Source organism: Bacillus cereus group sp. BfR-BA-01310 (assembly GCF_022664325.1).
Lineage (GTDB): Bacteria > Bacillota > Bacilli > Bacillales > Bacillaceae_G > Bacillus_A > Bacillus_A paramycoides.
The window spans coordinates 451504-475866 of record NZ_JAKUHD010000001.1; the positions used below are offsets into that span (position 1 = coordinate 451504).

The window sequence follows — 24363 nt, forward strand, 5'->3', positions numbered from 1 at the left end:
TAAATTTTATCATCTTTTGCGGGAATTTAAATAAAAACCTGTCGAAAAAGATAATAATCCGTTTACATTTTGTGCTATTTTGTCATATATATATATCTGCTGCATTGCGATTCCGTACATTAATATAAGAATGATAATTCAGAAAAATTTCACTTTACAGTTAATTCGATGTAATAAAAATAAAATCCTGCTCCAAAGAGCAAGATTCTATAGTTTTATTACATGATGTTTTCCATCCCACGAAAAGGATTGTTTCATTACTCGGTCAACAAAATCAAGACCGAACTGATTTAAATAATAGCATACATTCCACACACGTTCTTGCGGTGCTCCTAACGGACGAAGCGCAAATTGTATACGACGGAATTTATTTAGCTGAACCTCATGCTTCTTCTCAACATTTCTTTTCAACATTCTTTCTAATAGTTCAATTTGTTCATTAATTTTCAGTTCATTTTTTCCTGCAAACTCACTTAATCCTGGATCTATTTTTTTCACAAATCGTTGTAATGATGTATGAATATCAATTATTTCTTTTTTCGCTTCTACAAATCGATCGCCTATTGGTTCCTCTATTTGATTAGAAAGCCAATTATCACGCAAATTATCTATATTATTTAGAAATGGATCCATTTCTTGCAAGTCTAAATCGTATAAATCTGTCGCAATATCTCTCTCCATATAAGTAATTGTAAGACGCGGAACGACAGGTGGCATTTGGAAACCGACTGTATGGAACACTTGTTGCAATTCACTCCAATAAGCTAACTCCCCTGGCCCGCCAATAAACGCTAACGTAGGAAACATATACTCTTGCATAAGAGGGCGTGTGACAACGTTATTACTAAAACGCTCTGGACTTCTTTCCATCTCTTCCATCAATTCTTCATAAGAAAATGAATGTACTCCATCTTTTCCAACAAACTTCCCTTGATCCTCTTCAAGCAATACTCGCTCATTATCAATTTCCATGAATATATGCACCGCGTTAGACTTCGTTTCAATAATCGGTTTAAATCCTAGTTCCTTAATTACTTCCTGTTGATTATGAAGTCCTACTTGAATTTCTTTATATTTACTTATAATTTTTTGTAAGAACGGCACTTCTAATTTTCTTAATGTAGGATGATGTGAATCTACAAGAATTAAACCAGAATTCGCGAACAATTTCATAATAAGGTAAGCAAATAAATCTACATACGTATTCGATTTATTCAAAGCATCATCAATAAATTGTAATACATCCTTTGTAAAATTAGTTTCTGGATATGTTTTAAAAATCTCCTCAATCCATTTTCTGCAGTCTTCAATAGAAAGCTCAGACTCAGAAGCACTCGCCTTTTTCGGATGACGATCATGAAAAATAGTCTTTTTTATTTTTTTATTTTTCGTTACGAAAGTGTGATTAATCTCATCCATATCATGGTCTTCACCAGCAATCCAAAAGACAGGAACAACTCGAACCCCTAAGCTCTCTTCTTTTTCTTTCGCAAGCTGTAAAATTGAAATAATTTTATGCACTGTATAAAGCGGTCCCGTTAATAACCCCGCTTGTTGTCCAGCTATAACTACATATGTATTTTCATCTTCAAGCGCTTTTATATTTTGAATTGTAAATTCTCCTGCTTGTAATTGTGTATTATATTCTAATAAATGCGTTACTAAATCTTGACGGAAAAACTTTCTCTCGCGCAAATCATGTATACGCTGTTTAAAAGCATCTTCTGTTAACATATAATCAAAACATGACTGTATCTCTTTTTTACCGTTCATATAGTCCGCTACAACTCCTTGTAGTGGAACAGAGATTTCTTTTATCTCCATATAATTCTTCCTTTCGTATCCTGTTCTCTCACCAACCCACATTGTAGTCAATGTTTCACGTAAAAGCAAAGAATAACACTTATGCTTCCATTCCTTTTATTGCCTTGAACAGAAATTGTAGTGTCGGAACTGATTGTTGTTGTTCCTTAGCTTCTTCTAATACATATCCAATAATTGCATTAACTTCCGTTTGTCTATTCGCTCTTACATCCGCTAACATAGATGATGTATTATGAGATGTTCTTTCACATACCCGGCGTACCAGTTGCCATACCGTTTCTTTCTCTTCTTCTTTAAGAAGGAATGCAACTTCCTGAAATACTTGCTCCATCATTTGATAAAAAAAAGGATTTGAAATTAACTCTCCATTTTGAACCTGCAATAATGCCGTCAATGGATTAATACACACATTGACTACTAATTTATTGCACATAATCCCCTTCCAATCATCTTCTATCTGAATCAGAAAATAATCAAAAGAGAAACAATTAAATACCTTTTTAAAACAACTAGATTGACCGCGTACTACACCAAATTTTGTAACACCTATTCCAGTATGATGAACTGTATGTCCATCCTCTTTTTTTGCACCATGCTCCACAATCCCGACCGCTATACGTTCATTCCTTAATTTTTCCATAACATGAAGGTGGGACATTCCATTTTGTAAAAAGATTAATGACGATTCTCCCTGCACAAAAGGTAATATGTCAGTTATGTGATATTGCTTTACAGCAATAAATATATAATCTAACTTTTTATTCAGCATACATTCTATCGGTAAAATAGATGGAAACACTGTTTCACGTTCTCCATTCCTAATACACGTTACACCCGTTAAGTTTAATTCCTCCGCTTGCTTAGCGGTCCTTGTAAACAACGTAACATCTTGATTGCTTTTTTGTAAATAAAATGCATATAGGAGACCAATAGCCCCCGGTCCAACAATTCCAATTTTCATCTTTACACAAGGAACTTATAATAGTAATTTACATAAGTTTCCTTGTCCTCCCCCCTTTACATCTTACTAAATTACAATAACATAGTTGAGGATTCAATCATCTTGTAACTAATGCAACCTCTTCTTTCACTATGTATATACTACTTATATACATAGTTCTACTCTTAGTTTAGCAAATCCTCAAAAAAATAATGAAAGAAATATTCTATCTTCTTCATAAAAATTTAAAAATGAGTTATACTATTATTATAAATATTTATACTTTTCTGCATTCAACAAGATAAGAAAGGGATGTGATGTAATGATATTCCCAAAAGTTGAGCGTTTGCTCATCAATTATAAAACGTTAGATGAATTTAAAAAGTTTAAAGGCTGCGGAGCTTTAGAGTTATCCATGCTTGAAGAATTACAGGCAAATATTATTGAAAATGATAGTGAATCTCCATTTTATGGTATTTACTATGGTGGATCACTAATCGCGCGTATGAGTCTATATATGAAAAGGAACGGTGGAGAAAATTTCGAAATCACTGGTCCTTATATAGAACTCTATAAACTCGAGGTGTTACCAACTTTTCAAAAACAAGGATTTGGACAAATGCTCGTTAATTACGCGAAGCAACTACAATTCCCGATTAAAACGATAGCACGTGTCCAATCAGCAGGTTTTTGGGATAAATTAAATTTCCAAAAAGTATCAGTAACCGATGGTGAATTTTACATTTGGCAACCAGAAACAAATTTGAATGCGGTTACAAACGAAGAATCTGCTTAAGAAATAAAAAAACAGCTGCATAACAGCTGTTTTTTTATTTCTTTAACTTCTCCAATTTTTCATTCGCACGAACAACATCTCTTTCTTTTCCCTCTAATACCATTACACTTCTTTTTTGATCAATATAATCAAGTAATGTTCTATACTCTTCCTCATATACTGATAATCGCTCCAGAAGACGCGCTCTTTCGGTTTGTAATGATTCAATTTGTTGCTGCAACACAGTTGAATCTTTTTCGTTTTTATAACTTTGTAAGAAATCAATGACATCATTTAATGTAAGAGACGTAGGCGCCTCCACTATCTTTGTCTCTTTCACTTCATAATTTTCCACTTTACGCAGTTGTTTCGCTTCTTCAATACGTTCTCTGTGCTGCTTTCTAACGTAAGAATTCCACCTAAATCCACACGCTGCAGGTGTACGAGATAAATGTCTTCCCACCTCCTTAAAAGCGGAAAGTTGCGTTCCACCTTCACGAATATGCCGGAGTACTACTTCTGCCAGAAGCAAATCTTCATCATCAGTCCAAGCATCTTGTCTTGTTGTCGCCATCTCTCTAGTCCTCCCTATGCATTTTTTATTAAGCATATGCAGTTACTAGAAAAGATAGAATACAACAAATAAAGAATAAGACAAAAAAAATAAACGTAGAAGATATCTTCTACGTTTATTTTTTGCAATTACTTGCTGATTACTTCTTTACCTTTGTAAGTACCGCATGCTTTACATACACGGTGAGCTAATTTCGCTTCACCACAGCTTGGGCACTCTACCATACCAGGTACTGATAATTTGAAATGCGTACGACGCTTTCTTTTTACTGTTTTAGAAGTTCTTCTAAAAGGTACAGCCATTCTTCCCACCTCCTTAAAAGAAATAGTTATTTTCATATGAAGGCCTGAACCAGTCTTCCGATTATTTGTCAAAAAACTTTGCAAGTCCTGCCAACCTTGGATCAACAGGCTTTTCTTTGTTTTCTTCCGAAATCACTTGCCAGTCTTGACCTTGCGTCGGTGCTCCACCAGAAACATCATCACTGAAAATTTGCATTGGAATCTCCAAAAGTATATTTTCCTTGATTACGGGCAGTAAGTCAAGTACTTCTCCTTCTAAACAATGAATTTCAGTTTCTGTTTCAAACTCCTCTTCAGAAGTTTGGAACACCTCAGTTGTTTTAATGTCAAATGGTAATGTCACATCTACTAAAGAGCGAGAACATGGTAAAACCATGCTTCCAGTTATATGTAGATGAAACGTAAACTTACCGGAGCCAAAATCAACTCTTCCTGTTACATGGACAGGATTAATTTCACGAATATCTTTCTCGACCTCTTTTAGCTCACTTACATCTACCATCTCATCCAATGTCAATCCTTTATTTCTCAATTTATTCAATTGATGGATGGACCATTTCATATCATATCACCTCAAGGCAACAAACAAAATTATAGCTAGCCATTTTATATTTGTCAATGTTTTTTCTTTACACTATAATGAAGTCATCATAGGAAATAATATATAGATTATCACGTTTTCCAAAAAGATGCTACATCGAAAGGAGAGATTACCATAAAAGCCAGTGGTATTGTTGTTGAATATAACCCTTTTCATAACGGTCATGCTTATCATGTGCAACAAACAAAAAAGTTAACACAGTCTGATATTATTATTGCCGTTATGAGCGGTCCTTTTTTACAGCGTGGTGAGCCTGCACTCACCTCCAAATGGTATCGTACCAAAATGGCCTTAGCAAGCGGCGTAGACCTTGTTGTAGAGCTTCCTTATGCATTTGCAACACAAAAGGCTGAAACATTCGCAAATGGCGCAATTTCCATTTTAAACGCCCTTCGTGTTTCTGAAATTTGTTTCGGTAGTGAAGATGGGCAAACTGAAAATTTTTATAATACCATTTCTGTACAAAAAAATGAAGAAGAGACTTTTAATCGTCTTGTAAAACAATTTATGAACGAGGGGAATAGTTACGCAAAAGCAACATCTGAAGCCTTTCTACGCATCTTACCACCCGAAAAAAACGTAGATATGTCACAACCAAATAACATTTTAGGCTTACAATACATCAAGGCAATTCTCTCACAAAATAGTGCCATGCAAGTACAAACTATAAAAAGATTCGCCTCTCATTATCATGATGAAACATTTCATAATAAACATATTGCAAGCGCAACAAGTATTCGTAAGCAACTATTTAGCGAAAACAGTTCATTTTCAACTATTGAGCCTTTTATCCCGAAAACGTCTGCTTCTCTTTTAGAAAATTACAAGCAAAACTACGGTGTGTTACATAACTGGGAAAATTACTTTTCGTTTTTCAAATACAAACTCATGACCATGTCTTCTCAAGACTTACAACATATATATGAAATAGAAGAAGGTTTAGAGCATCGTATTTTATCAAAAATACAGGACAGTTCATCGTTCCATTCATTCATGGAAGCATTAAAAACAAAACGTTATACATGGACTAGATTACAAAGAGCTTGTACACATATTTTAACAAATACAACGAAGGAAGAAATATACAATGCAAATATAGAGCAATACGCGCCGTATATCCGTCTACTCGGTATGTCACAAAAAGGACAAACTTACCTTTCTAAAAATAAGAAAAAAATAGATCTCCCAATCCTTACCCATACAAAAACATTCAAACACCCTACTTTAGACATAGAACGAAAAGCAAATGCTGTATATTTCTCCATAATGAAAGAACCAATACGGACACAATCACTAAAGCAAGACGCAACGCATCATCCAATTCGTTACGACGAAACAACAACAAGATTCTTATAAAAAAACCTCTCTTTTTCAGAGAGGTTTACTTTTTTTCGCCCATTTTTTCCAAATACTTCAACGCATCATCCAATGTATCCACTGGTATAATTTTCATCTTTGTTTTAATATCTTTTGCAGCCTCAAGCGCATCTTTATAATTTGATTTCTCCGCACCTTTTTCATTCGGCGCAAAGAATACCTCAGCACCCGCATCACTAGCAGCTACCACTTTTTGCTGAATACCACCAATTGGACCAACTTCTCCTTGTTCATTGATTGTACCTGTTCCAGCTATTTCATGTCCTTTCGTTAAATCCTCTTCCACAAGCTGATTATAAATTTCTAATGTGAACATTAAACCTGCTGATGGTCCCCCTATTTCATGGGAATCAATTTTCACTTTCGGATCCACTACTAATTCTCTTTCCGTAACGATAGAGACCCCTATACCAACGCGTCCATTTCCGTTAGGAATTGTCTTTACATTTAAATTTTCTTTAAACTGCTTTCCCCCTCGCTTATATTCAATATTTACTGTATCCCCTTCTTTTTTCCCTGTCATATACTCAATAAATTGTTCCGTCTTGTCAAATATTTTTCCATCGACAGCTATAATAACATCCCCAAGCTTCAGCTTTCCTTCTGACGGCATACCCTTTGCTACACCTGCAACTAGTACACCTTTATTTTCAAAAGACACGGAACGATTTGCACGTTTATAAGCATTATAGATTGCTGCATTTTGCGAATCTTTCATTGCATAATTTTGGCGAAATTGATATTCTTCATCACTCTCGCCTCTTTGTAATATTTCTTCCGCTTTCGAAATATGTGTATATTTATTAAACTGCGCGGCTATTAAATTCACCACATTGGCAGGTCCCATCGAGACAGTGACAAGCATGAAATCACCAGACTCTTTCGTTCCACCATCTACTTGAACATATGGCGCTAATTTCGCCGCCATACCTGGTTTTGTCACATAATATGGCAAACGTACATAAACAAGTAACATCGCCAATATAACCCCTATTAAAATTGCATATATAAACCGAAAACGCTTAAACATTATGTTTCTCCTTCCACTGCTCAATTAGTAAATAAATGTTTGAAATGTGTTTTTCTGCTTCCACTTCTCCGACCCTAATAATGTCTTCAATATGTGTAAAAGCACGCGAACTAAATTGTTCTACAGCTGGTCGCATCATTAAATCTGATGCTATTTGCCGATTCAACACAAGTTCATGTTGCATAATTTCAATACTTTGCATAATCACATCATAAATAGATGTAACCTCTCCATTCACCTTAATCGGAGATACATCAACAGCAATAACAATATCAGCACCTAAATCTTTTACAACTGATACTGGAATACGGTCAATTACTCCTCCATCTACTAATAAGCGGCCATCTATTTTTTCCGGAACAAACACCCCCGGTACAGATATACTAGCTCGAACTGACTCTGCAATCGGACCGCTTGTAAAGACAACTTTTTCCCCCTTCAAAATGTCAGTAGCCACAACAGCTGTTGGGATATCTAACTCTTCTAAATTTTTATTATATGTAAACATTTTAATCATATCTTTGATACGTTTTCCAGCAATAAATCCCATTTTAGGAACTGTAAAATCTAAATAATATTTCCTTTTAAAAACAGCTGCCAATTTATACAGTCTTTCTACGTTACTACTCGCTGCATAAAATGTGCCTATTAATGCTCCTATACTACTACCTGCTATCATATGAATAGGAATGCCAGCTTCCCTTAACACTTTTATTACCCCAATGTGAGCAAAACCTTTCGCACCTCCAGATCCAAGCGCTAAACCGATTTTTGGTTCCTTCATTTTTCTCACCCTTTAATTTTTTTCATTCCTTTTTCATACTTATGGTCTAAATTCACCACATATCCACGTATACTGAAATGAACGTTTTTGGGACAAAGGGGGATTTTCTTACATGTACGAAAAATGGAAAACTGCTTTTCTTACCATATCAATGTTATTTTTAACCTTTTCTCTTGTACTCCACCCCCAAGCTGCCTTGCAAGCTTCAATTCGCGGGTTAAATATATGGTGGGAAGTTGTATTCCCTTCACTACTACCGTTTTTCATCATTGCGGAACTTCTAATCAGTATTGGTGTTGTAAAATTTATCGGTGTTATATTAGAGCCGCTAATGCGGCCACTTTTTCGTGTTCCAGGGGTAGGCGGGTTTGTTTGGGCAATGGGAATGGCTTCAGGATTCCCTGCTGGCGCCAAATTAAGCGCTAGACTACGCAAAAGCAATCAACTAACACAAATTGAAGCAGAACGACTCGTATCTTTCACAAATTCTTCTAATCCACTTTTTATTTTCGGAGCTGTTTCTATCGGTTTTTTCAATAATCCGAAATTAGGGTTTGTATTAGCAGCTGCACATTATATAAGTAACTTTGCCGTCGGATTAATTATGCGTTTTTACGGCAATAACGATACCTACATAAAAGACAAACATACTATCCAAAAACGTCCCTTTCAAAACCCTTTCTCAGTCCTCCACCAAACGCGTATGCAAGAAAAAAGACCAATCGGAAAACTACTCGGAGACGCTATCGTTTCTTCTATTCAAACATTACTCATGATTGGTGGGTTTATTATTTTATTCTCTGTTTTAAATAAAATGATTACTGTTTTCCAAATTACAGAAGCGCTTTCTTTTATTATGCAACATATTTTATCATTCTTCCAACTAACATCCGAATTTAACATTCCGATACTATCTGGTATTTTTGAAATGACACTTGGAAGCCAAATGATTAGTCAAATAAATGAAACCACACTTCTTCAACAAGCGATGGTAACAAGCTTCATATTAGCATTTAGTGGTCTTTCTATTCAAGCTCAAGTAGCAAGCATATTAGCGGAGACAGACATCCGCTTTAAACCATATTTTTTAGCGCGAATTATCCAAAGTATTTTCGCTCCTATTCTCACTTTTATATTTTGGGGACCATTTTATGAAAAAGTTCATTCTTTCTCACCTACACAAGAAGATATTCCCGTATTTTTATCGAATCATTCTTCTGCACTTAATGATGTTTGGACATCGTTTATACACTACGGACCTATCTTCACTTTATTTTGTTTATATTTATATGTTATCTTACTGTTTTTACGCATTAATAAAGTGAAACTTTAATCCGTGGAGGTTTTGTTCATCCCCTACAGATTTTATTAACCTTCACCAATCGGGCTTTTACGGGCAGCCCGACTCCCACCTAAATTCATTGCTTCAGCCGAATTTTGAGGTGTGAGTCTTACTGTCCGCAAATAGAGGATAAAGAAAAACCCCGTTCACTTTAACGGGGTTTGAAACTTTTCTTTTAAAGCACGCTCTACAACTGGAGGAACAAGGTCTACTACACTTCCACCATATCTTGCAACTTCTTTCACAATACTCGAGCTTAAAAATGAGTATTGATTGTTTGTCATAATAAAAAAGGTTTCGATATTTTCATCTAATTTTCGATTCATAGAAGTAATTTGCATCTCATATTCAAAATCAGAAACCGCTCGTAACCCGCGTAAAATCGCATTTGCATTACGCATTTTTGCATATTCCACTAATAATCCACTATGTGAATCAACTTTTACATTCGGGATGTCCTTTGTTGCCTCTTTAATTAACTCTAAGCGCTCTTCTACTGAAAAAAATGGTTTTTTTGATGAATTGTTTAATACAACTACATACACTTCATCAAATACTTTTGCTCCCCTTTTAATAATATCCAAATGTCCAAGGGTAATTGGATCAAAACTTCCTGAAGAAATAGCTATACTTGTCATTCTGTCCCCTCACCTTCATACTTATAAATCGAAATTGCTGTAATCCCATAATTTTCTGCTCTCACTTTTACAAGTTCTCCTATAGAATCAGGTAAAACTACGTCATCGCCATGTTCTGCCATAATTAATCCATCTTCATTTAACAATCCATGTTGATCCATCACACTAATTAGAGATACAATTCTTTGATCTTTATATGGAGGGTCTATTAGTATAAGATCGAATGATATTTCACGCTTTATAAGCGCCTTTACCGCACGCTCTGCATCATTTCGATACACTTCAGCTTGTTCATGTATTCTACAGCTTTCTAAATTTTGATGAATTACTTTTATCGCTTTACTATCTCGGTCAACAAAAATCGCTTTATCAATCCCTCTACTTATGGCCTCAATTCCAAGGCCACCGCTACCACCAAATAAATCAAGAGCGATACCACCATCATAATAAGGACCTATCATATTAAAAATAGATTCTTTCACTTTATCTGTCGTTGGCCGTGTTGTATTACCAGGTACCGCTTTAAGTGGGTGCCCTTTACATTTTCCTGAAACTACTCTCATCTGTTGTCACTACCTTTATTTCAATCTATCGAGCGATTACAGCAAATCCATCTGAATTCAGTAACCGCTACCAAACCATACAATTCTTCACTAATTCGTTACTTAACCAATAGAGAACTTTAGTTAAAATAACCGTTCGCTATTTCTTACATATTCATCTCACTATTTGCGAACAAGAACCATTTATGTACATCAGCTCTACTTTACCTTTTTTATCCTATCATAAAATAAAAAAAAGAAAAATAAAAAGCCAAACATAAATTTTAATTTCATTATGTATATCTTCATTTAGATTGGACATAAATAAATATAACAACATCACCTTCGATGTTGTTGCCAACCGCGGAGAAGACTTACGTTTCCCCATAAGTTCTTCCTCCGGTTTCTCCTCTCCCTTTGCCTTCTTACTAGTACATACTAGTATTAGAAGGGCCCTGCTTTGCAGGGTTTTTTTCTTTGTCTACTTTTCATTTAAAAAGTGAGATGGTACAGTAAAAGAAAGAGGAGGAAAAAATATGATTCAACGCTTTATAGAACTCGGAGAAGGCTACTCTGACTTATATGAATTACTTGAAATTGCCAAAACAAACCAAGAACGTGTAACACATATGTTACAATTTGAAACTGTAAAAAACGAAAAAAAAGTGTGTTCACTTGTTGTAATACTAAAACCGACAACTACTGGCGATTTCCAGCCATTATACATATGTCGTGAAGGCATTCCTATACTTGAAAATAAAAAAAGCAAACGTGTCGTTTTATTTGAAGAAATGGCAGAACAAATAGGAAAAAAAGTTACACCCTTTACTGTAAAACCATCAACAACTTTCCCTGAAAAAGAACTATTTTTTAATCATCTGATTGGTATTTTACGAATGAACAATTTCATTCCTCCAATGAGATAACACGTTATTTCAAGTAAAAAAATCCCCCACTGAATTTAGCGGGGGATTTTTTTACTTAGCTATAATCGTATTCTTTTGCCCGGTCAGGACGCGAATTTTCGAATTCCGTTTTTAAAAACGGGCGATACGACTGTTCTACTTTTTTTACAAAAGGAAGTTTATTCAATTTTTGCATCATATGCTCAATTTGTTCCATATCACAATATACAACGGCATATTTCAATCGTTTTGATATGTAATGAATGTTACCATATTTCCTTAAAATCTTGGCATGTTTCAATGAATGTAAATAAACAATCATACTTTGTCGTTGCCCGAACATAATCTTCTCCATCTTCTCCTTTTTAAAAACTTATATTCTTATATTTTATGAAAACCAATCAGAAATTTATGACATTATAGGACAAACTCTGTATACGTTTTCTTCTATATTCTAAAAAACAGGGTAAATTACCCCGTTTTTTTACAACCACAACCGCCTCCGGTACCACAGCCACCGCCACAGCCACCCACATCAAAAAATGGATTTCCTGTTGGAACTTTAATGGAAGATGACACCTCAGAACCAATTGCTACACTTACTTCATCTAATAACTTTTGTAAATCAGTTTCTGCTCTTTTAAAGGCTGCAACCTTATCATGCAAATCTACAGAACGCTTTAATTCCCTCATTTTCGTCGAAACGAAAGTATAGTCAGGATGATATTTACCAAAACGTTGCACTTCTTCATATCGCTCTTTCATCGCTGTAAATTGCTGAATTAACGTCTGGACTTCCATATCTTCTTGCAAATCCTTATAATACTTACGATAATCTTCTGCTATATCTGAACAGATAATCGCTTTTGCAAGCTGCTCTGCCTTATCTAAAATCAATACGCTTTCCAGCGTCGCTACAATCATGAGAGACACCTCCGAGTATTCATCATAACACATTTGGAACAGAACTACTAATTGAAGTGTCTCACCTAAAAGAAAGATATGATTCTAACTCATTTCCATACAATTCCCTTGTACTTTTATACAATAATATGCTCCGCAATATTATATTTAAGAACATCCCATTTCCCACCATTTTCTTTCACGTAGCTAATACATGCATTTTTTAATGGCGTTTTAAATGTAATTTCATCTGGCGCAATTGCGTGTAAAATCGCTTTTATTGCATGTGAATGCGCAACAATGATAATACGTTTATCTCCATGTGTTGCTGCAACCTCTTGTAATGCGGTAAAACAGCGCTCTACAATCTCTTCATCCTGCTCCATTCCTTCTACATTACCTTCTGTAATTAACTCCCTAACGGCTGCAACTGGTTTCCCGGAAGCTTCCCCAAAATTACGTTCCATAAATCGTTCATCTAATAAAATAGATTGCAATCCAATAGCCCCAGCAATTTCCTTAGCCGTTTCTTGCGCTCTAATTAACGGGCTACTTATAATTATATCCCACGATTCCGCTTGCAAGGCAGCTGCACTTTGACTCGCTTGCTTTTTCCCAACTTCGTTGAGCGGAATATCTTCGCGCCCTTGAATAATCTCTTGAAAATTCCAATCAGTTTGTCCATGTCGTACTAAACAAATTTCCGTCATGCTGCAACTCCTTTTTTAATAATCCGATTCTATTGTAACAAAAGTTTTGCATAACGGACATAGTTTTCCCTTCCAATTTTACGTCGCATTTTGCTGCTTCATATACTGGAACATATCAATCATAATTGAGGCAACCGCCAATTGATTTTGAAATTTTTCTACTTTATCTGGTATCGTTTTTTTGAAATGTTGCATGGCAGCTAACTCAAAAGCCTCTTTTTCTTCTGGATTACGTGTTAATTTCCGGTACCAGTATGGCTGTTCCCGAATATAACGAGTTAAATCCTCATCAGCCTTTATAAACTCCATAAGCTCTGCTCTCATCCTCTTTCCCCCTAATCCTTTTGAAAGAAAAATGGATTATTTTCAGAAGTATTTTGTTCTTGCTGCGTGCGGTTCCCTTGAAATTGTTGGATAACTTGCTGCACACTACCAATCGCACTCGTTACATTTGCTAAATGGTGTTGCATTTGTTCTACGTCTAGCTTTTTAAAGAAAGAAAGCATTTGCCCCATCACATCAGCAGTTTTTTCCTCCTCAGTTCGATTTTCTTTTTCTTCTTTATTTTCTTTTACTGAAGAAAAAGCAGGTGCTCCATCAGGTCTATACGCTGCCCATATTTGATCTTCTTCACCAAGTAGGTACCATTCTTCATAAAATTGCTGCCAAGTTTTTTGACCACTTCTAACCTCATGAACCATTTTAGGGTGATGGTTTACAAACTCTTTAAACTGTTGAACCGATGGATGTAACGGTCCTTTTGTTGTTGGCATACTACTCACCTCTTCATGTATATCTACTATATTGTAAGAAAAAAAAGGCACATGGTTCGCCTATTTTTAGACGATTCATGCACCTTTTTATTTTCGGATAAAGTTTTGAGTATAAAATTTATCATATACCCCAACACCTAATCCAGTAAATTGTTCATTTAATAAATTCTTTCTGTGACCCTCACTATTTAACCAGCCTTGTACAGCTGCAATTCCATCACTATGTTGCGCGGCTATATTCTCACCAGCAAGTTGAAAGGCCACTTGCCCACGTTGCAAACGATCTCCTAATGTACCAAAGGTGGGAGAATCGTGTGAAAAATAATTATTATCCTTCATATCTTTACTATGGCCAAATGCAACATCTGCAGTTTGTTGATCCCATGTTAACAACGGTAATTGATGACGACTTCGAATAATATTTGTTAAGTCGAGAATTTGTTGCATATTTCCATTTTCTACTTGCTTCATTTTTTCTGGCGTCAACGGCTGTTCTGCTATTAATTCACCTGAATAAACAAGCTGATACGGCCTTTGGCGTAATAACGTTTCATCATCCATATAACGAACACCAACAAGTTCATGTGTAAAGTGATCAAAATATAATTGTGCCCACCCATCTTCTACAGGGATTAGTGGTTGTTCCATTATTTCCGTATCAGATAACTCAAATTGATAACTATTCTTTCCTCTTTTTAATGAAATCTCATGTGAAAGCGGATTTTTTTTATATACCTCTTCATACTTTTCATTTATATAATAGGGTGCTACCTTGACTTGATCACCAGCAACATACGCCGTTACAACTTTACGTTCAGCAACTCCAAATTGAACATACTGAGTTAAATCTTGATTATACACCCACCATTCATATCCATAAGCAGACGGCTCTATTCGAGACGGTTCGCCCCACTTTGCTAATAAATTCTCAGGATCCCCACCAATCATATTTAAAACAGTGTCTGTGGATTCTTCATTTACTTGCTTTTTCTTTTTCACAATTTTATTTTCTTGCTTAGAGTGCGATGGAGTTAATATATATTGTGAAACGAGTAACTTCCCGTATAAATCAACAGCTAAAATTAAAAATGTAATCATTACGATACGCAATAATTTCTTCAAACGATATACCTCCTGAACAAAACATAAAATTGAGATATACACAAAGCCTTTTCTTTCCTTTTTTTGTGTGTACCGTACTCTTTTCACTATATCATATTTTCATGAAAAAAGTCTGGATTATCCCTTTTCTCTCAATATGAATTGCACTTTCTTACTATTCATACTATTATAAAAATAATAAAACACCATAAAAAAAGAAGGAGGTATTCTATGCAATTTACAAATACGAAGTTTAATGGTGCAGTCATTGATTTAACTCTTTTAACTGAGATTATGGAAAACAATCATTTTGTACTTGCTGGACAATGGGATTACGAACGCGTTACATATGATTATAAATTTGAAATATTAAAGGATGTTTATTATTTACGCGTACAAGGTTTTGCTGTTGAAGGTGACATCGGCAGCAGACACGCTCAAGTAAAACTATTGCCACCCTTATTAGGAAAACATTATTACCCTCACGGCGTTGAATATGGTGATGACGAGATTTTCCCAACGAATGTACTTCAAAAAAGCGAACAGCTCCTACAAAACATTGAAAAAGAGTTGAAAGAATTCCAAATTATTGAGTAAATAGAACAAGCGCATCAATATGATGCGCTTGTTCTATTTATCTTTCCTATGAATGAATCGTCTTTTTGACTGGATACCCATAAATGGATCCATCTTTTACTTTAATCTCATCTTCCCAAGGGACTTTATATTTACCTTCAGCTAAATCTTTTACAAACGTATACGGGTTTTCTTTCACCCCACCAGGAGTCGCGACATCCCCCCTTGAACCTAAATTATATATATTATTTTCTAGACCCCATCCTAATCTAGCCTGATCTGCTAGCTCTGGATATACTTCAGCAGTAACAATCTCCCAAGGGTTTCGGTGTCCCTGCACTAAAGTAGTCCCATCAAAATTACATACTTGTCCTTCACCAAAGTAATAAAATACACCATCATAACCCGCTAAGTTCACTGACAATGTATACATTAAATTTTGCCATGCATTTGAACGATTGGTTAACATCCATTGTTCACTAACTTGTGTGCTATATCCAGAAATACGAATCAAGACATTTGCACCTTTATAGGCCGCTTCACGGGCTACTTCAGGAAACATGCCATCATGACAAATACAAACAGCTAATTTACTTCCTCCAGGTCCATCACAAACAGGTAAGCCTAAATCTCCAGCTTTCCAAGGTTCGACTGGCACCCAAGGATTTAACTTACGATACTTCAAAATCATTTCACCTTGTGGATCAATAATAATTGCTGTATTATACGGTTCTCCACCATCAGGATTTCTTTCCATTATAGAAAAAACACCATATACTTCAGATTCTTTACATGCCTCAGCAAATAAGTCCGTTTCTGGCCCAGGCACTGTACATAAAAACTCTTCTGTAGTCCATTTTTTTGTATTGAGCCCTTGTGTACTATATTCAGGAAATACTATCAATTCTAATCCAGGATAGCCTGATTTAGTTGAATGAATCGTTTTTATGATCTGTTTAATTTGTTTATCAATGTCTGCACGCGACTCCACTACCGGTACTGGATATTGAATTAACGCTGTTAAAAAACCACTAATCGGCTTTACCATACTTCCACTACTACCCATTTAAAATCCCCCTTAAAATAGTTTGTGTTTATTAAAGAAAACAATATAAATTTGTAACTCTCTAAAAAACTAGCACTACATCTGGAAATATTACGTATTAAAGCTAGTAGTAAGTTTTATATCCACTTTTAGTACATGCCTACACTAGGTTAACACAAAAAGATTGAAAATTCAATCTTTTTAAATGTCCACTACAACTAAAAAAGAAAAAAGCGTATGGGCTCCCATACGCTTTTTCTACTTAGTCTGTAAATACGGTGGTAGCTCCTGTAATTGCTCCTTATCCTTTTCACGCTCTCTACGTGCCCATCTAAAGAACACATAGCCGATAATCGTGCCGTACACTATTTCCTGGACAATTTTCATAATGATACCGCCTGTTTGTTGGTCTTGCACTACTGGTATCCAATGTAAAAATTCTGGTCCAGTAATATTTAAATCTGATAAAGTACCAGCCGGTACACAAAGCTCCATCGCCTTCATCCAAGCAGCCGGATCTGTATATGTTGCAAATAATGGTTCAGTCGCAAAAATTATTAACGCACAAGCTGGGGTTAATAAAATACCATTAGCAAACATATAACCAAGTTTCTTTATATCACTTAATGTTTGATATTCCGGCAGTGGATTTAACATCGGCCACCACATCATCATTGCTGTAAAAAACAATATAGCGAGGCAAATGGGGTGTGCTATTTGACTTTGTTTTACTGTATCAAAAACAATTGGCAAATGATAAAAGGAAAACAGACCATTAAATACAAACAACGCAATAAGCGGTTTAGCAAAAGCCTTTAGTACAATTTGAACAAACTTAAAAGAAGTAATATAACGATATAACCAAACAGGTATACCAAGCAATAATAATGGAGGAACTGCAATGTACATTACTGCCATTTCAAACATATGTGCACTAAATATAATATGACCAATTAAATCAATAGGTCCTCCCTTTACAAAATACAAAAGAACAATCCCGGTCGTAAAATAAAAAATCTGCTTTTTACTTACCTTCGTCGCATTTTCAAATCGTGTTCTATACGGTCCAATAATTAAGAAATAACTAATAAGAATCGAGGTCATAAATAACAGAAAAATCGGACTCCATAAAGCCTGAAAACCAAATATCCATAAATTCTCCATTTTCACACCTACCTTTTCAAAATTCTTATCTTTCATATGAAAAGAGGGCTATGATAAATCAGAGCCCTCCAACTACTACTGTTTAAATCCACACAATTGTCATAAAGGCTAAAATCGTTAATAAACCTATTAACAATCCAGAGTATAAGAAGAAACTCGCCGCTTCATGTCCTTTATGACTCATATGCATGAAATAATATAATTGAAATACAACTTGAACAACTGCCAACAATAAAATAAATGGCACCGAAAAAATCGGACTAAATGTTTTCGGATATGCTACCGCTGCAAATGCAACAAATGTTAAAAAGATCATTAGTGCAAACGTAATAACTTGGTGCTTCATTTCCTCTGCACTTTTTCTTTTCCGATAAACAAGATCAACCTTAGGATTATTCGTTTGCTTAATTGCCATTGTTTATCCCACCATTCCCATCAAATATACTACAGTGAAAATAAACACCCAAACTACATCTATAAAGTGCCAATAAATTGATGCAACGTAAAACTTTGGTGCATTGTATAAATTTAAGCCTCGCTTCGCATTTCTAAAGATTAATGTCGAAATCCAACACAATCCAAACAATACGTGGAGCCCATGCGTACCAACAAGAGCATAAAATGCAGAACCAAATGCACTGCTTCTCATAGTATGCTTAAATTCATGTGTATAATGATAAAACTCATAGATTTCAAATCCCAAAAATCCTAAGCCAAGCAACACTGTTATAAGTAGCCACAGTTGCATTTTCTTAAAATTGAAATTTTTCATATGATACATTGCATATACACTCGTTAAACTACTTGTCAACAACAACATCGTCATGATGAAAACGAGCGGCATTTGAAACATTTCTTGAGATGTTGGTCCACCATTTGTAGAATTCTTTAACGCTAAATATGTGCCAAATAAGGAAGCGAACAACACTGTTTCACCTCCAAGAAATAACCAAAAACCGACAAACTTATTTTTCCCCTCAAGGGTTGCTTTTTCAGGCTCTGCTGGAAATGTTTCATTCGTTAATTTTTCATCTACATGCATTATGCCTTGCCCCCCTTATCTTCTAGATCTTCCTTATGAATATGATATCCATGATCATCGATTACTGAGCGAAGGAACATTGTACCGAATGTAATGATCAAACCTATAATTGCTACTAATAACCAAAATTTATCTTTGCCACCTTGCATATACATCGCACCAAAAGCGGCTATAAATAGACCTAGAGAAATGATAAACGGTGAAAATGAAGCATTCGGCATATGAATATCACCGACTGGTTCCGCCGCTGTCATCTCTTTATTACCTTCGCGTTTTTCAATCCAAAACGGATCTAACCCACGAACAAATGGTAATTGTTTGAAATTGTATTCTGGTGTAGGCGCTGGCATTGTCCACTCTAATGTACGTGCATCCCATGGATCACGACCAGCTTTTTCTTTTGATACTGTTGTTTTTATAACATTGAACAAAAGAACAATCGTTCCAAGGGCCATGAATACTGCTCCAATTGAACTAATCATATTTCCAACCTCTAATCCTTGCCCCTCTAAATATGTGTAGTAACGACGCGGCATTCCGATTAAACCAAGGAAATGTTGGATAAAGAAAGTTAAATGGAAACCAATAAAGAATAACCAAAATGTTATCTTTCCTAACGTTTCATTTAATACTTTATTAAACATAAGCGGCCAATAATAGTGTGCACCTGCAAGTAAACCAAATACAACACCGCCGACAATTACATAATGGAAGTGTGCTACTACGAAATAATTATCATGGAATTGATAATCAGCTGGTGCCGACGCAAGCATAACTCCTGTAACTCCACCCATAACGAATGATGGAATAAAAGCTACTGCCCACATCATAGGTGTTGTAAACCGAATACTTCCACCCCACATTGTAAAGAGCCAGTTAAAGATTTTAATACCTGTCGGAACTGCAATCGCCATTGTTGCAACTGAGAAGATAGCATTTGCAACAGGACCAAGACCAACGGTAAACATATGATGCGCCCATACCATAAAGCCTAAAAATCCAATTAATACAGTCGCGAACACCATCGATGAATAACCGAATAATCGTTTTTTCGAAAATGTGGCGAAGATTTCTGAGAATATTCCGAAAGCTGGGAGTATAAGAATGTATACTTCTGGATGACCGAAGATCCAGAATAAATGCTCCCATATAATTGTGTTCCCACCTAATGCTGGATTAAAGAAACTTGTGCCAAATAAACGATCTAACATTAGAAGCCCTAATCCTACAGTTAACGGTGGAAATGCAAATAATATAAGTGAAGATGTTACAAATGTTGTCCATGTAAACATCGGCATGCGCATATATGTCATTCCTGGCGCACGCATATTAATAATTGTAACAAGGAAGTTAATACCTCCAATCAATGTACCAATACCTGATATTTGCAAGCCGAGTACATAAAAATCAACACCATGTCCTTTGGAGGCTAAAGCTAAAGATGCATACGATGTCCAACCTGCATCAGGTGCTCCCCCTAAAAACCAACTTAAATTTAAAAATACTCCACCAAAGAAAAATAACCAAAATCCGAGTGAATTCAAAAACGGGAACGCCACATCACGTGCTCCAATTTGAAGTGGTACAGCGGCGTTCATAAATGCAAACACGAGTGGCATAGCTGCGAGGAAAATCATTGTTGTACCGTGCATCGTTAATACTTGGTTATAAGCATCCCCAACTAGAAAAGCATTGTTAGGAATCGCTAACTGAAGGCGAATAAATAGCGCTTCTATTCCGCCTATTACAAAAAACAATCCACCTGCAATTAAATAGAGAATGGCAATCTTTTTATGGTCTACTGTCGTTAAATAATCCCATATGACAGCACCCATCCCCTGTTTTTTTGCTACAGAACTCACGTTTTCAACCTCCCCTTCGCAAATGATCCCTCTTTACTTTTCAATCTTTAACGTTTGTAAATATGCATTTAATGCATCAATTTGATCATCCGTTAAGTTACCATATTTACCAGTCATTTTATTACCTGGCTTCATATTTTCAGGATCTTTGAGCCATTTTTTTAAGTTCTCTTCATTATTTTCGGCAATACCGGCAACCATATCGCGATCAGCAAAGTTTGCTAAGTTTGGTGCGATACGAGCAGAAGGTGGTCTACTATCATTTGATCCAACTGCATGACAACCAATACAGCTTTTATTAAATACTTCTTGACCTTCTTGCGCCTTTGTAGAGGCTACTTCTTTCTTCCCATCAATCTTCTTCATGTCAGCAAGCCATTTTTTGTACTCGCTTTCATCCAGAGCTTTCACTTTGAATTGCATTAAAGAATGTGATGGGCCACAAAATTCTGTACAAAAACCATTATAAGTGCCCGATTTATCTGCCTTTAACCACATTTTGTTCACATTATCTGTATTTGTATCCATTTTACCAGCTAAAGATGGAACCCAAAACGAATGTTTAATATCGGCACCCTTCAAATTCAAATACACTTTCTTGCCTGTGGGGATAACTAAATCTTGAGAAGTTACTATTTTTTCTGATTTATAAGAAAATTCCCACCAATAAAGATTCGCTGTTACATCAACAACGATAGTATCTTTATCAATATTCTTTTTCTCCATCGCACTTACATCAGCAAGTTTGAATGTATATGTAACAGTCGGAACAGCCAAGATTAATAAAAGAATAATCGGAATAACTGTCCATATAATTTCTAGTTTGTGATTCCCTTCAACTTGCTCTGGAATATAATCTTCCTCACCCTTTTTTTGTCGGAAACGCACAATTACATATAAGAAAATAATAGTAACTACAAGTACTACTCCTACCATGATTGCACTCGCTAGCAAGAGCAAATCGTATTGCATTTTTGCTACTTCCCCTTGCGGAATTAAAGTAGATTGAAAGGCTTTACCGCATCCCCCTAACAGTAAAGCCAGCAGTGAAACGAACGAAAGCAGTCGCCACTGTTTCTTCATACAAACAACCCCCACTTTCTTTGTGAATTAGATTGTACTTTATAGTTAAGTAAAGTAAATCTCAACGTAAAGAAATCCAATCATGTCGTTGTCTTAGAAGAATGTAACTACAATCATTGACACAAATAAGATTGTTAAGTAATTCAGGGAGTAAACAAACATTTTTACGGACCATTTGATGTCATCTTGCTTACGGAAGCCATAAAACCCTAGTACGATCCATCCGATGTTAAGCAATGTTGCAATTACCATGAAGGTTACTCCAAGCCCACTCATATAAAATGGTAGTGGTAATAAACATACTGTCCAGATCATAATCTGACGTTTCGTAATATTAAATCCCTGTACAACAGGAAGCATTGGGATTCCTGCATTGCGATATTCATCAACACGTTTCATCGCTAACGCGAGGAAATGTGGGATTTGCCAAATAAACATAATTAAAAATAACATCCAAGCTATTGGATGATCTAAAGATGGATCAATTGCCGCCCATCCAATTAAAGGTGGAACAGCTCCTGATATACTACCTACAACAGTATTTAACGTATATTTTCTCTTCGTCCATAATGTATATAAAACTACATATGTGAAGGCACCAATAAATGCGATTAATACTGCCATTGGTGTCGTAAGTAATAAAAATACGAAGCCAAGAAGTAAAATTACAAGTCCAAATGCAAGTGCAAATCCAGGTTTATATTTACCTGTTACCGTTGGACGGTTTTTTGTTCTCTCCATTAATGGATCGATATCTCGGTCAATGTAGTTATTTAAACAACATACCCCTGCCATAATTAATGCAGAACCAACGATTGTGAAAAATAGCTTATCCAGATGGTCCATAACACTCAATCCATTAAAATGTAAAGCCAACCAAAATCCTGTAAATACAGTAAGTGTATTTGAGTTTACAATCCCCATTTTAACGAGCGCTGATAAATCTTGTAACCGAGTTGTTTCCGGTACACTTGAAACAGCTGACTCATCATGCAGCTCACTTGTTGCATGGTTCATCACTTTAACCCCCTCTTAAACCTATCATCTTTCTAAGCGAAATATTTCGCTTCTATATAGCAATATTATTACAGTAGAAATATTGTTAACCCATTCTACTACTAATCTACGCCCATACTCCAATATATTAAATCATATTTCCTGAACAATTTGTGAAGAAAACATGAACTTTTTGTGTCGAATAATAAAAAACTTTATTCTAACCTATCCTTATCATAACATGATGTTATCTTCTATAATAAACTATTTTGTCATATTTAGCATGTATTCTCCCCATTTCTTTTCAAAATAGCCTCATTTTCGCCTAAAATATGTATTTAAAATCCCATTTTTTCTTTATTCTGTATACGTTGTCCTCACCCTTCATTTCTTTGCTATTTTATTATTTTTTATATATCATAGGACTGTAGCACGTTTTATTCTATACATAATGGAATGAAAATATTTCGCAATAACTTCATAGCAGAAAGATGGTGAAAGAGATTGCAACGCTTTATTAAATGGTTAGCAGTCATTACAAGTCTCGATTTATTAGTAGTTTTACTAGGAGGCGCTTTAGTTACAAAAACAGGTTCAGGCCAAGGGTGCGGTAAATCATGGCCACTTTGTAACGGTGAATTTGTTCCATCTAATTTATCAATGGAAACTATTATTGAGCTGAGTCACCGCTTAACATCGGGATCAGCAGGTATCCTTGTTACTCTTCTTTGTATCTTGTCCTGGAAATATTATAAACATGTGCGTGAAACAAAGACGTTAGCAATTTTATCCTTCGTATTTTTAGTTGCACAAGCATTAATGGGGGCAGCTGCAGTTGTTTGGGGACAAATACCTGCTGTACTAGCTATTCATTTTGGTATTTCCTTAATTTCATTTGCTTCTGTCATCTTGTTAACGTGTCTTATTTTTGAAATTGATCAGAAATTCGATGCACGTTCACTTATTATGGACAAAAAAATGAAATTTCATATTTATGGTGTAACAATTTACAGTTATATCGTTGTCTACACAGGAGCTTTAGTACGTCACGAACGAGCTAGCTTAGCCTGTCCAGACTTCCCTTTATGCAGTAAAAACAGACCTATGCCAACTCAACTACATGAGTGGGTTCAAATGGGACATAGAGTTGCAGCGATGTTAATATTCTTTTGGATACTATATGTGATGATTATTGCTATTCGTCATTACAAACAGCAGCGTGTAGTATATTGGGGATGGATTATTTCATTTATCCTTGTAACACTTCAAGCTATTGTAGGAATTTTAGTTGTATATACAAATGCTAGTTTATCAATGGCATTATTACACTCACTCTTCATTTCTTGCTTGTTTGCAGTACTATGCTATTTAGCTATGTTAGGTACAAGAAGTACAGTCAATGCAAAAGAAGCCGTATCGACTTCTAAGCAAAATAAAATAAAGTAACACTTTAATACCTTGCCAATTCGGCAAG

General features: G+C 35.5%; 28 protein-coding genes. 6 read left to right on the forward strand and 22 right to left on the reverse strand.

Features of this window, described 5'->3' with window-relative positions; all coding sequences use genetic code 11:
• Positions 1 to 207: 207 nt before the first annotated feature.
• Both bshC and panE read right to left on the reverse strand, forming a co-directional pair.
• Positions 208 to 1824, reverse strand: coding sequence for a bacillithiol biosynthesis cysteine-adding enzyme BshC (gene bshC, locus MR109_RS02225; RefSeq protein WP_242270813.1), 1617 nt, complete (start codon positions 1822 to 1824; stop codon positions 208 to 210).
• A 79-nt stretch (positions 1825 to 1903) separates the two neighbouring features.
• Complete coding sequence (gene panE, locus MR109_RS02230) at positions 1904 to 2785, reverse strand: 2-dehydropantoate 2-reductase (RefSeq protein WP_242270816.1); 882 nt, start codon at positions 2783 to 2785, stop codon at positions 1904 to 1906.
• A gap of 301 nt (positions 2786 to 3086) precedes the next feature.
• Between panE and MR109_RS02235 the strand changes: the two genes are divergently transcribed.
• Entirely contained in the window at positions 3087 to 3560 is a 474-nt protein-coding gene (locus MR109_RS02235) for an N-acetyltransferase (RefSeq protein ID WP_048374012.1), read from the forward strand.
• A 34-nt stretch (positions 3561 to 3594) separates the two neighbouring features.
• Here the strand turns inward: MR109_RS02235 and MR109_RS02240 are convergent, their stop codons facing one another.
• The 3 genes from MR109_RS02240 to MR109_RS02250 all read right to left on the reverse strand — a co-directional run bounded on the left by MR109_RS02240 (position 3595) and on the right by MR109_RS02250 (position 4977).
• The gene (locus tag MR109_RS02240) at positions 3595 to 4113 is read right to left on the reverse strand and encodes an RsfA family transcriptional regulator (protein WP_098303961.1); all 519 of its coding nucleotides are present in this window, start codon (positions 4111 to 4113) and stop codon (positions 3595 to 3597) included.
• Between the two features lie 128 nt (positions 4114 to 4241).
• On the reverse strand, positions 4242 to 4415 hold the full coding sequence (gene rpmF, locus MR109_RS02245; protein ID WP_001984764.1) for a 50S ribosomal protein L32: 174 nt from the start codon (positions 4413 to 4415) through the stop codon (positions 4242 to 4244).
• 61 nt (positions 4416 to 4476) lie between these two features.
• Positions 4477 to 4977 carry a YceD family protein gene (locus tag MR109_RS02250; RefSeq protein WP_048374014.1) on the reverse strand — a complete coding sequence of 167 codons (501 nt, stop codon included), beginning with the start codon at positions 4975 to 4977 and terminating at the stop codon, positions 4477 to 4479.
• A gap of 213 nt (positions 4978 to 5190) precedes the next feature.
• Here MR109_RS02250 and MR109_RS02255 point away from each other — a divergent pair, with 213 nt between their 5' ends.
• Entirely contained in the window at positions 5191 to 6372 is a 1182-nt protein-coding gene (locus tag MR109_RS02255; RefSeq protein ID WP_242270817.1) for a nucleotidyltransferase, read from the forward strand.
• A gap of 25 nt (positions 6373 to 6397) precedes the next feature.
• Here the strand turns inward: MR109_RS02255 and MR109_RS02260 are convergent, their stop codons facing one another.
• Positions 6398 to 7423, reverse strand: coding sequence for a SepM family pheromone-processing serine protease (locus MR109_RS02260; protein WP_071718808.1), 1026 nt, complete (start codon positions 7421 to 7423; stop codon positions 6398 to 6400).
• Entirely contained in the window at positions 7416 to 8207 is a 792-nt protein-coding gene (locus MR109_RS02265) for a patatin-like phospholipase family protein (protein WP_098473392.1), read from the reverse strand. Before MR109_RS02265 ends, MR109_RS02260 begins: the two co-directional genes overlap by 8 nt.
• 112 nt (positions 8208 to 8319) lie before the next feature.
• Between MR109_RS02265 and ylbJ the strand changes: the two genes are divergently transcribed.
• Positions 8320 to 9540 carry a sporulation integral membrane protein YlbJ gene (ylbJ, locus tag MR109_RS02270; protein ID WP_242270818.1) on the forward strand — a complete coding sequence of 407 codons (1221 nt, stop codon included), beginning with the start codon at positions 8320 to 8322 and terminating at the stop codon, positions 9538 to 9540.
• 155 nt (positions 9541 to 9695) lie between these two features.
• On the opposite strand, the gene coaD is transcribed toward ylbJ, so the two are convergent.
• The gene (gene coaD, locus MR109_RS02275) at positions 9696 to 10187 is read right to left on the reverse strand and encodes a pantetheine-phosphate adenylyltransferase (RefSeq protein ID WP_025147769.1); all 492 of its coding nucleotides are present in this window, start codon (positions 10185 to 10187) and stop codon (positions 9696 to 9698) included.
• On the reverse strand, positions 10184 to 10750 hold the full coding sequence (rsmD, locus tag MR109_RS02280; protein ID WP_002173176.1) for a 16S rRNA (guanine(966)-N(2))-methyltransferase RsmD: 567 nt from the start codon (positions 10748 to 10750) through the stop codon (positions 10184 to 10186). Before rsmD ends, coaD begins: the two co-directional genes overlap by 4 nt.
• A gap of 515 nt (positions 10751 to 11265) precedes the next feature.
• Here rsmD and MR109_RS02285 point away from each other — a divergent pair.
• Positions 11266 to 11655 (forward strand): DUF7147 family protein, encoded by a 390-nt coding sequence (locus tag MR109_RS02285; RefSeq protein ID WP_002173177.1) that lies wholly within the window; start codon positions 11266 to 11268, stop codon positions 11653 to 11655.
• 55 nt (positions 11656 to 11710) lie between these two features.
• On the opposite strand, the gene MR109_RS02290 is transcribed toward MR109_RS02285, so the two are convergent.
• The 6 genes from MR109_RS02290 to MR109_RS02315 all read right to left on the reverse strand — a co-directional run bounded on the left by MR109_RS02290 (position 11711) and on the right by MR109_RS02315 (position 15142).
• A complete protein-coding gene (locus tag MR109_RS02290) occupies positions 11711 to 11977 on the reverse strand; it encodes a YlbG family protein (protein WP_002088292.1) in 267 nt (88 codons plus the stop codon).
• Between the two features lie 128 nt (positions 11978 to 12105).
• Complete coding sequence (locus tag MR109_RS02295) at positions 12106 to 12558, reverse strand: YlbF/YmcA family competence regulator (protein WP_025147766.1); 453 nt, start codon at positions 12556 to 12558, stop codon at positions 12106 to 12108.
• Between the two features lie 116 nt (positions 12559 to 12674).
• Positions 12675 to 13247 (reverse strand): histidine phosphatase family protein, encoded by a 573-nt coding sequence (locus MR109_RS02300; protein WP_242270820.1) that lies wholly within the window; start codon positions 13245 to 13247, stop codon positions 12675 to 12677.
• 78 nt (positions 13248 to 13325) lie between these two features.
• Positions 13326 to 13571: a YlbE-like family protein gene (locus MR109_RS02305; RefSeq protein WP_098303956.1), complete on the reverse strand. Its 246-nt coding sequence runs from the start codon at positions 13569 to 13571 to the stop codon at positions 13326 to 13328.
• Positions 13572 to 13582: 11 nt separating this feature from the next.
• Positions 13583 to 14020: a YlbD family protein gene (gene ylbD / locus MR109_RS02310; RefSeq protein WP_048374018.1), complete on the reverse strand. Its 438-nt coding sequence runs from the start codon at positions 14018 to 14020 to the stop codon at positions 13583 to 13585.
• Positions 14021 to 14107: 87 nt separating this feature from the next.
• Complete coding sequence (locus tag MR109_RS02315) at positions 14108 to 15142, reverse strand: CAP domain-containing protein (RefSeq protein ID WP_048374019.1); 1035 nt, start codon at positions 15140 to 15142, stop codon at positions 14108 to 14110.
• Positions 15143 to 15352: 210 nt separating this feature from the next.
• Between MR109_RS02315 and MR109_RS02320 the strand changes: the two genes are divergently transcribed.
• On the forward strand, positions 15353 to 15718 hold the full coding sequence (locus MR109_RS02320) for a YugN family protein (RefSeq protein ID WP_098473391.1): 366 nt from the start codon (positions 15353 to 15355) through the stop codon (positions 15716 to 15718).
• Between the two features lie 46 nt (positions 15719 to 15764).
• Here the strand turns inward: MR109_RS02320 and MR109_RS02325 are convergent, their stop codons facing one another.
• The 7 genes from MR109_RS02325 to ctaB all read right to left on the reverse strand — a co-directional run bounded on the left by MR109_RS02325 (position 15765) and on the right by ctaB (position 22910).
• Positions 15765 to 16763, reverse strand: a complete 999-nt coding sequence (locus tag MR109_RS02325; protein ID WP_242270828.1) for a formamidase — start codon at positions 16761 to 16763, stop codon at positions 15765 to 15767.
• A 237-nt stretch (positions 16764 to 17000) separates the two neighbouring features.
• A complete protein-coding gene (gene ctaG / locus MR109_RS02330) occupies positions 17001 to 17906 on the reverse strand; it encodes a cytochrome c oxidase assembly factor CtaG (RefSeq protein WP_098304117.1) in 906 nt (301 codons plus the stop codon).
• An 82-nt stretch (positions 17907 to 17988) separates the two neighbouring features.
• Complete coding sequence (gene ctaF / locus MR109_RS02335) at positions 17989 to 18321, reverse strand: cytochrome c oxidase subunit IVB (protein WP_002173185.1); 333 nt, start codon at positions 18319 to 18321, stop codon at positions 17989 to 17991.
• Between the two features lie 3 nt (positions 18322 to 18324).
• Positions 18325 to 18948 carry a cytochrome c oxidase subunit III gene (ctaE, locus tag MR109_RS02340; protein WP_002173186.1) on the reverse strand — a complete coding sequence of 208 codons (624 nt, stop codon included), beginning with the start codon at positions 18946 to 18948 and terminating at the stop codon, positions 18325 to 18327.
• On the reverse strand, positions 18948 to 20783 hold the full coding sequence (gene ctaD / locus MR109_RS02345) for a cytochrome c oxidase subunit I (RefSeq protein WP_176547739.1): 1836 nt from the start codon (positions 20781 to 20783) through the stop codon (positions 18948 to 18950). The genes ctaE and ctaD overlap by 1 nt, the downstream gene beginning before the upstream one ends.
• Positions 20784 to 20843: 60 nt before the next feature.
• The gene (gene coxB, locus MR109_RS02350) at positions 20844 to 21893 is read right to left on the reverse strand and encodes a cytochrome c oxidase subunit II (RefSeq protein WP_098303955.1); all 1050 of its coding nucleotides are present in this window, start codon (positions 21891 to 21893) and stop codon (positions 20844 to 20846) included.
• Between the two features lie 93 nt (positions 21894 to 21986).
• Positions 21987 to 22910 (reverse strand): protoheme IX farnesyltransferase, encoded by a 924-nt coding sequence (gene ctaB, locus MR109_RS02355; protein ID WP_002173189.1) that lies wholly within the window; start codon positions 22908 to 22910, stop codon positions 21987 to 21989.
• A 483-nt stretch (positions 22911 to 23393) separates the two neighbouring features.
• Here ctaB and ctaA point away from each other — a divergent pair, with 483 nt between their 5' ends.
• Positions 23394 to 24335, forward strand: coding sequence for a heme A synthase (gene ctaA, locus MR109_RS02360; RefSeq protein WP_098473389.1), 942 nt, complete (start codon positions 23394 to 23396; stop codon positions 24333 to 24335).
• Positions 24336 to 24363 lie beyond the last annotated feature (28 nt).

What these genes read in the sequence shown, in the direction of transcription:
- bshC (WP_242270813.1), bottom strand. Translation starts at nt 1,824, where the DNA reads ATGGAGATAAAAGAAATCTCTGTTCCACTACAAGGAGTTGTAGCGGAC.
- panE (WP_242270816.1), bottom strand. Translation starts at nt 2,785, where the DNA reads ATGAAAATTGGAATTGTTGGACCGGGGGCTATTGGTCTCCTATATGCA.
- MR109_RS02235 (WP_048374012.1), top strand. Translation starts at nt 3,087, where the DNA reads ATGATATTCCCAAAAGTTGAGCGTTTGCTCATCAATTATAAAACGTTA.
- MR109_RS02240 (WP_098303961.1), bottom strand. Translation starts at nt 4,113, where the DNA reads ATGGCGACAACAAGACAAGATGCTTGGACTGATGATGAAGATTTGCTT.
- rpmF (WP_001984764.1), bottom strand. Translation starts at nt 4,415, where the DNA reads ATGGCTGTACCTTTTAGAAGAACTTCTAAAACAGTAAAAAGAAAGCGT.
- MR109_RS02250 (WP_048374014.1), bottom strand. Translation starts at nt 4,977, where the DNA reads ATGAAATGGTCCATCCATCAATTGAATAAATTGAGAAATAAAGGATTG.
- MR109_RS02260 (WP_071718808.1), bottom strand. Translation starts at nt 7,423, where the DNA reads ATGTTTAAGCGTTTTCGGTTTATATATGCAATTTTAATAGGGGTTATA.
- MR109_RS02265 (WP_098473392.1), bottom strand. Translation starts at nt 8,207, where the DNA reads ATGAAGGAACCAAAAATCGGTTTAGCGCTTGGATCTGGAGGTGCGAAA.
- ylbJ (WP_242270818.1), top strand. Translation starts at nt 8,320, where the DNA reads ATGTACGAAAAATGGAAAACTGCTTTTCTTACCATATCAATGTTATTT.
- coaD (WP_025147769.1), bottom strand. Translation starts at nt 10,187, where the DNA reads ATGACAAGTATAGCTATTTCTTCAGGAAGTTTTGATCCAATTACCCTT.
- rsmD (WP_002173176.1), bottom strand. Translation starts at nt 10,750, where the DNA reads ATGAGAGTAGTTTCAGGAAAATGTAAAGGGCACCCACTTAAAGCGGTA.
- MR109_RS02285 (WP_002173177.1), top strand. Translation starts at nt 11,266, where the DNA reads ATGATTCAACGCTTTATAGAACTCGGAGAAGGCTACTCTGACTTATAT.
- MR109_RS02290 (WP_002088292.1), bottom strand. Translation starts at nt 11,977, where the DNA reads ATGTTCGGGCAACGACAAAGTATGATTGTTTATTTACATTCATTGAAA.
- MR109_RS02295 (WP_025147766.1), bottom strand. Translation starts at nt 12,558, where the DNA reads ATGATTGTAGCGACGCTGGAAAGCGTATTGATTTTAGATAAGGCAGAG.
- MR109_RS02300 (WP_242270820.1), bottom strand. Translation starts at nt 13,247, where the DNA reads ATGACGGAAATTTGTTTAGTACGACATGGACAAACTGATTGGAATTTT.
- MR109_RS02305 (WP_098303956.1), bottom strand. Translation starts at nt 13,571, where the DNA reads ATGAGAGCAGAGCTTATGGAGTTTATAAAGGCTGATGAGGATTTAACT.
- ylbD (WP_048374018.1), bottom strand. Translation starts at nt 14,020, where the DNA reads ATGCCAACAACAAAAGGACCGTTACATCCATCGGTTCAACAGTTTAAA.
- MR109_RS02320 (WP_098473391.1), top strand. Translation starts at nt 15,353, where the DNA reads ATGCAATTTACAAATACGAAGTTTAATGGTGCAGTCATTGATTTAACT.
- MR109_RS02325 (WP_242270828.1), bottom strand. Translation starts at nt 16,763, where the DNA reads ATGGGTAGTAGTGGAAGTATGGTAAAGCCGATTAGTGGTTTTTTAACA.
- ctaG (WP_098304117.1), bottom strand. Translation starts at nt 17,906, where the DNA reads ATGGAGAATTTATGGATATTTGGTTTTCAGGCTTTATGGAGTCCGATT.
- ctaF (WP_002173185.1), bottom strand. Translation starts at nt 18,321, where the DNA reads ATGGCAATTAAGCAAACGAATAATCCTAAGGTTGATCTTGTTTATCGG.
- ctaE (WP_002173186.1), bottom strand. Translation starts at nt 18,948, where the DNA reads ATGCATGTAGATGAAAAATTAACGAATGAAACATTTCCAGCAGAGCCT.
- ctaD (WP_176547739.1), bottom strand. Translation starts at nt 20,783, where the DNA reads ATGGGTGCTGTCATATGGGATTATTTAACGACAGTAGACCATAAAAAG.
- coxB (WP_098303955.1), bottom strand. Translation starts at nt 21,893, where the DNA reads ATGAAGAAACAGTGGCGACTGCTTTCGTTCGTTTCACTGCTGGCTTTA.
- ctaB (WP_002173189.1), bottom strand. Translation starts at nt 22,910, where the DNA reads ATGAACCATGCAACAAGTGAGCTGCATGATGAGTCAGCTGTTTCAAGT.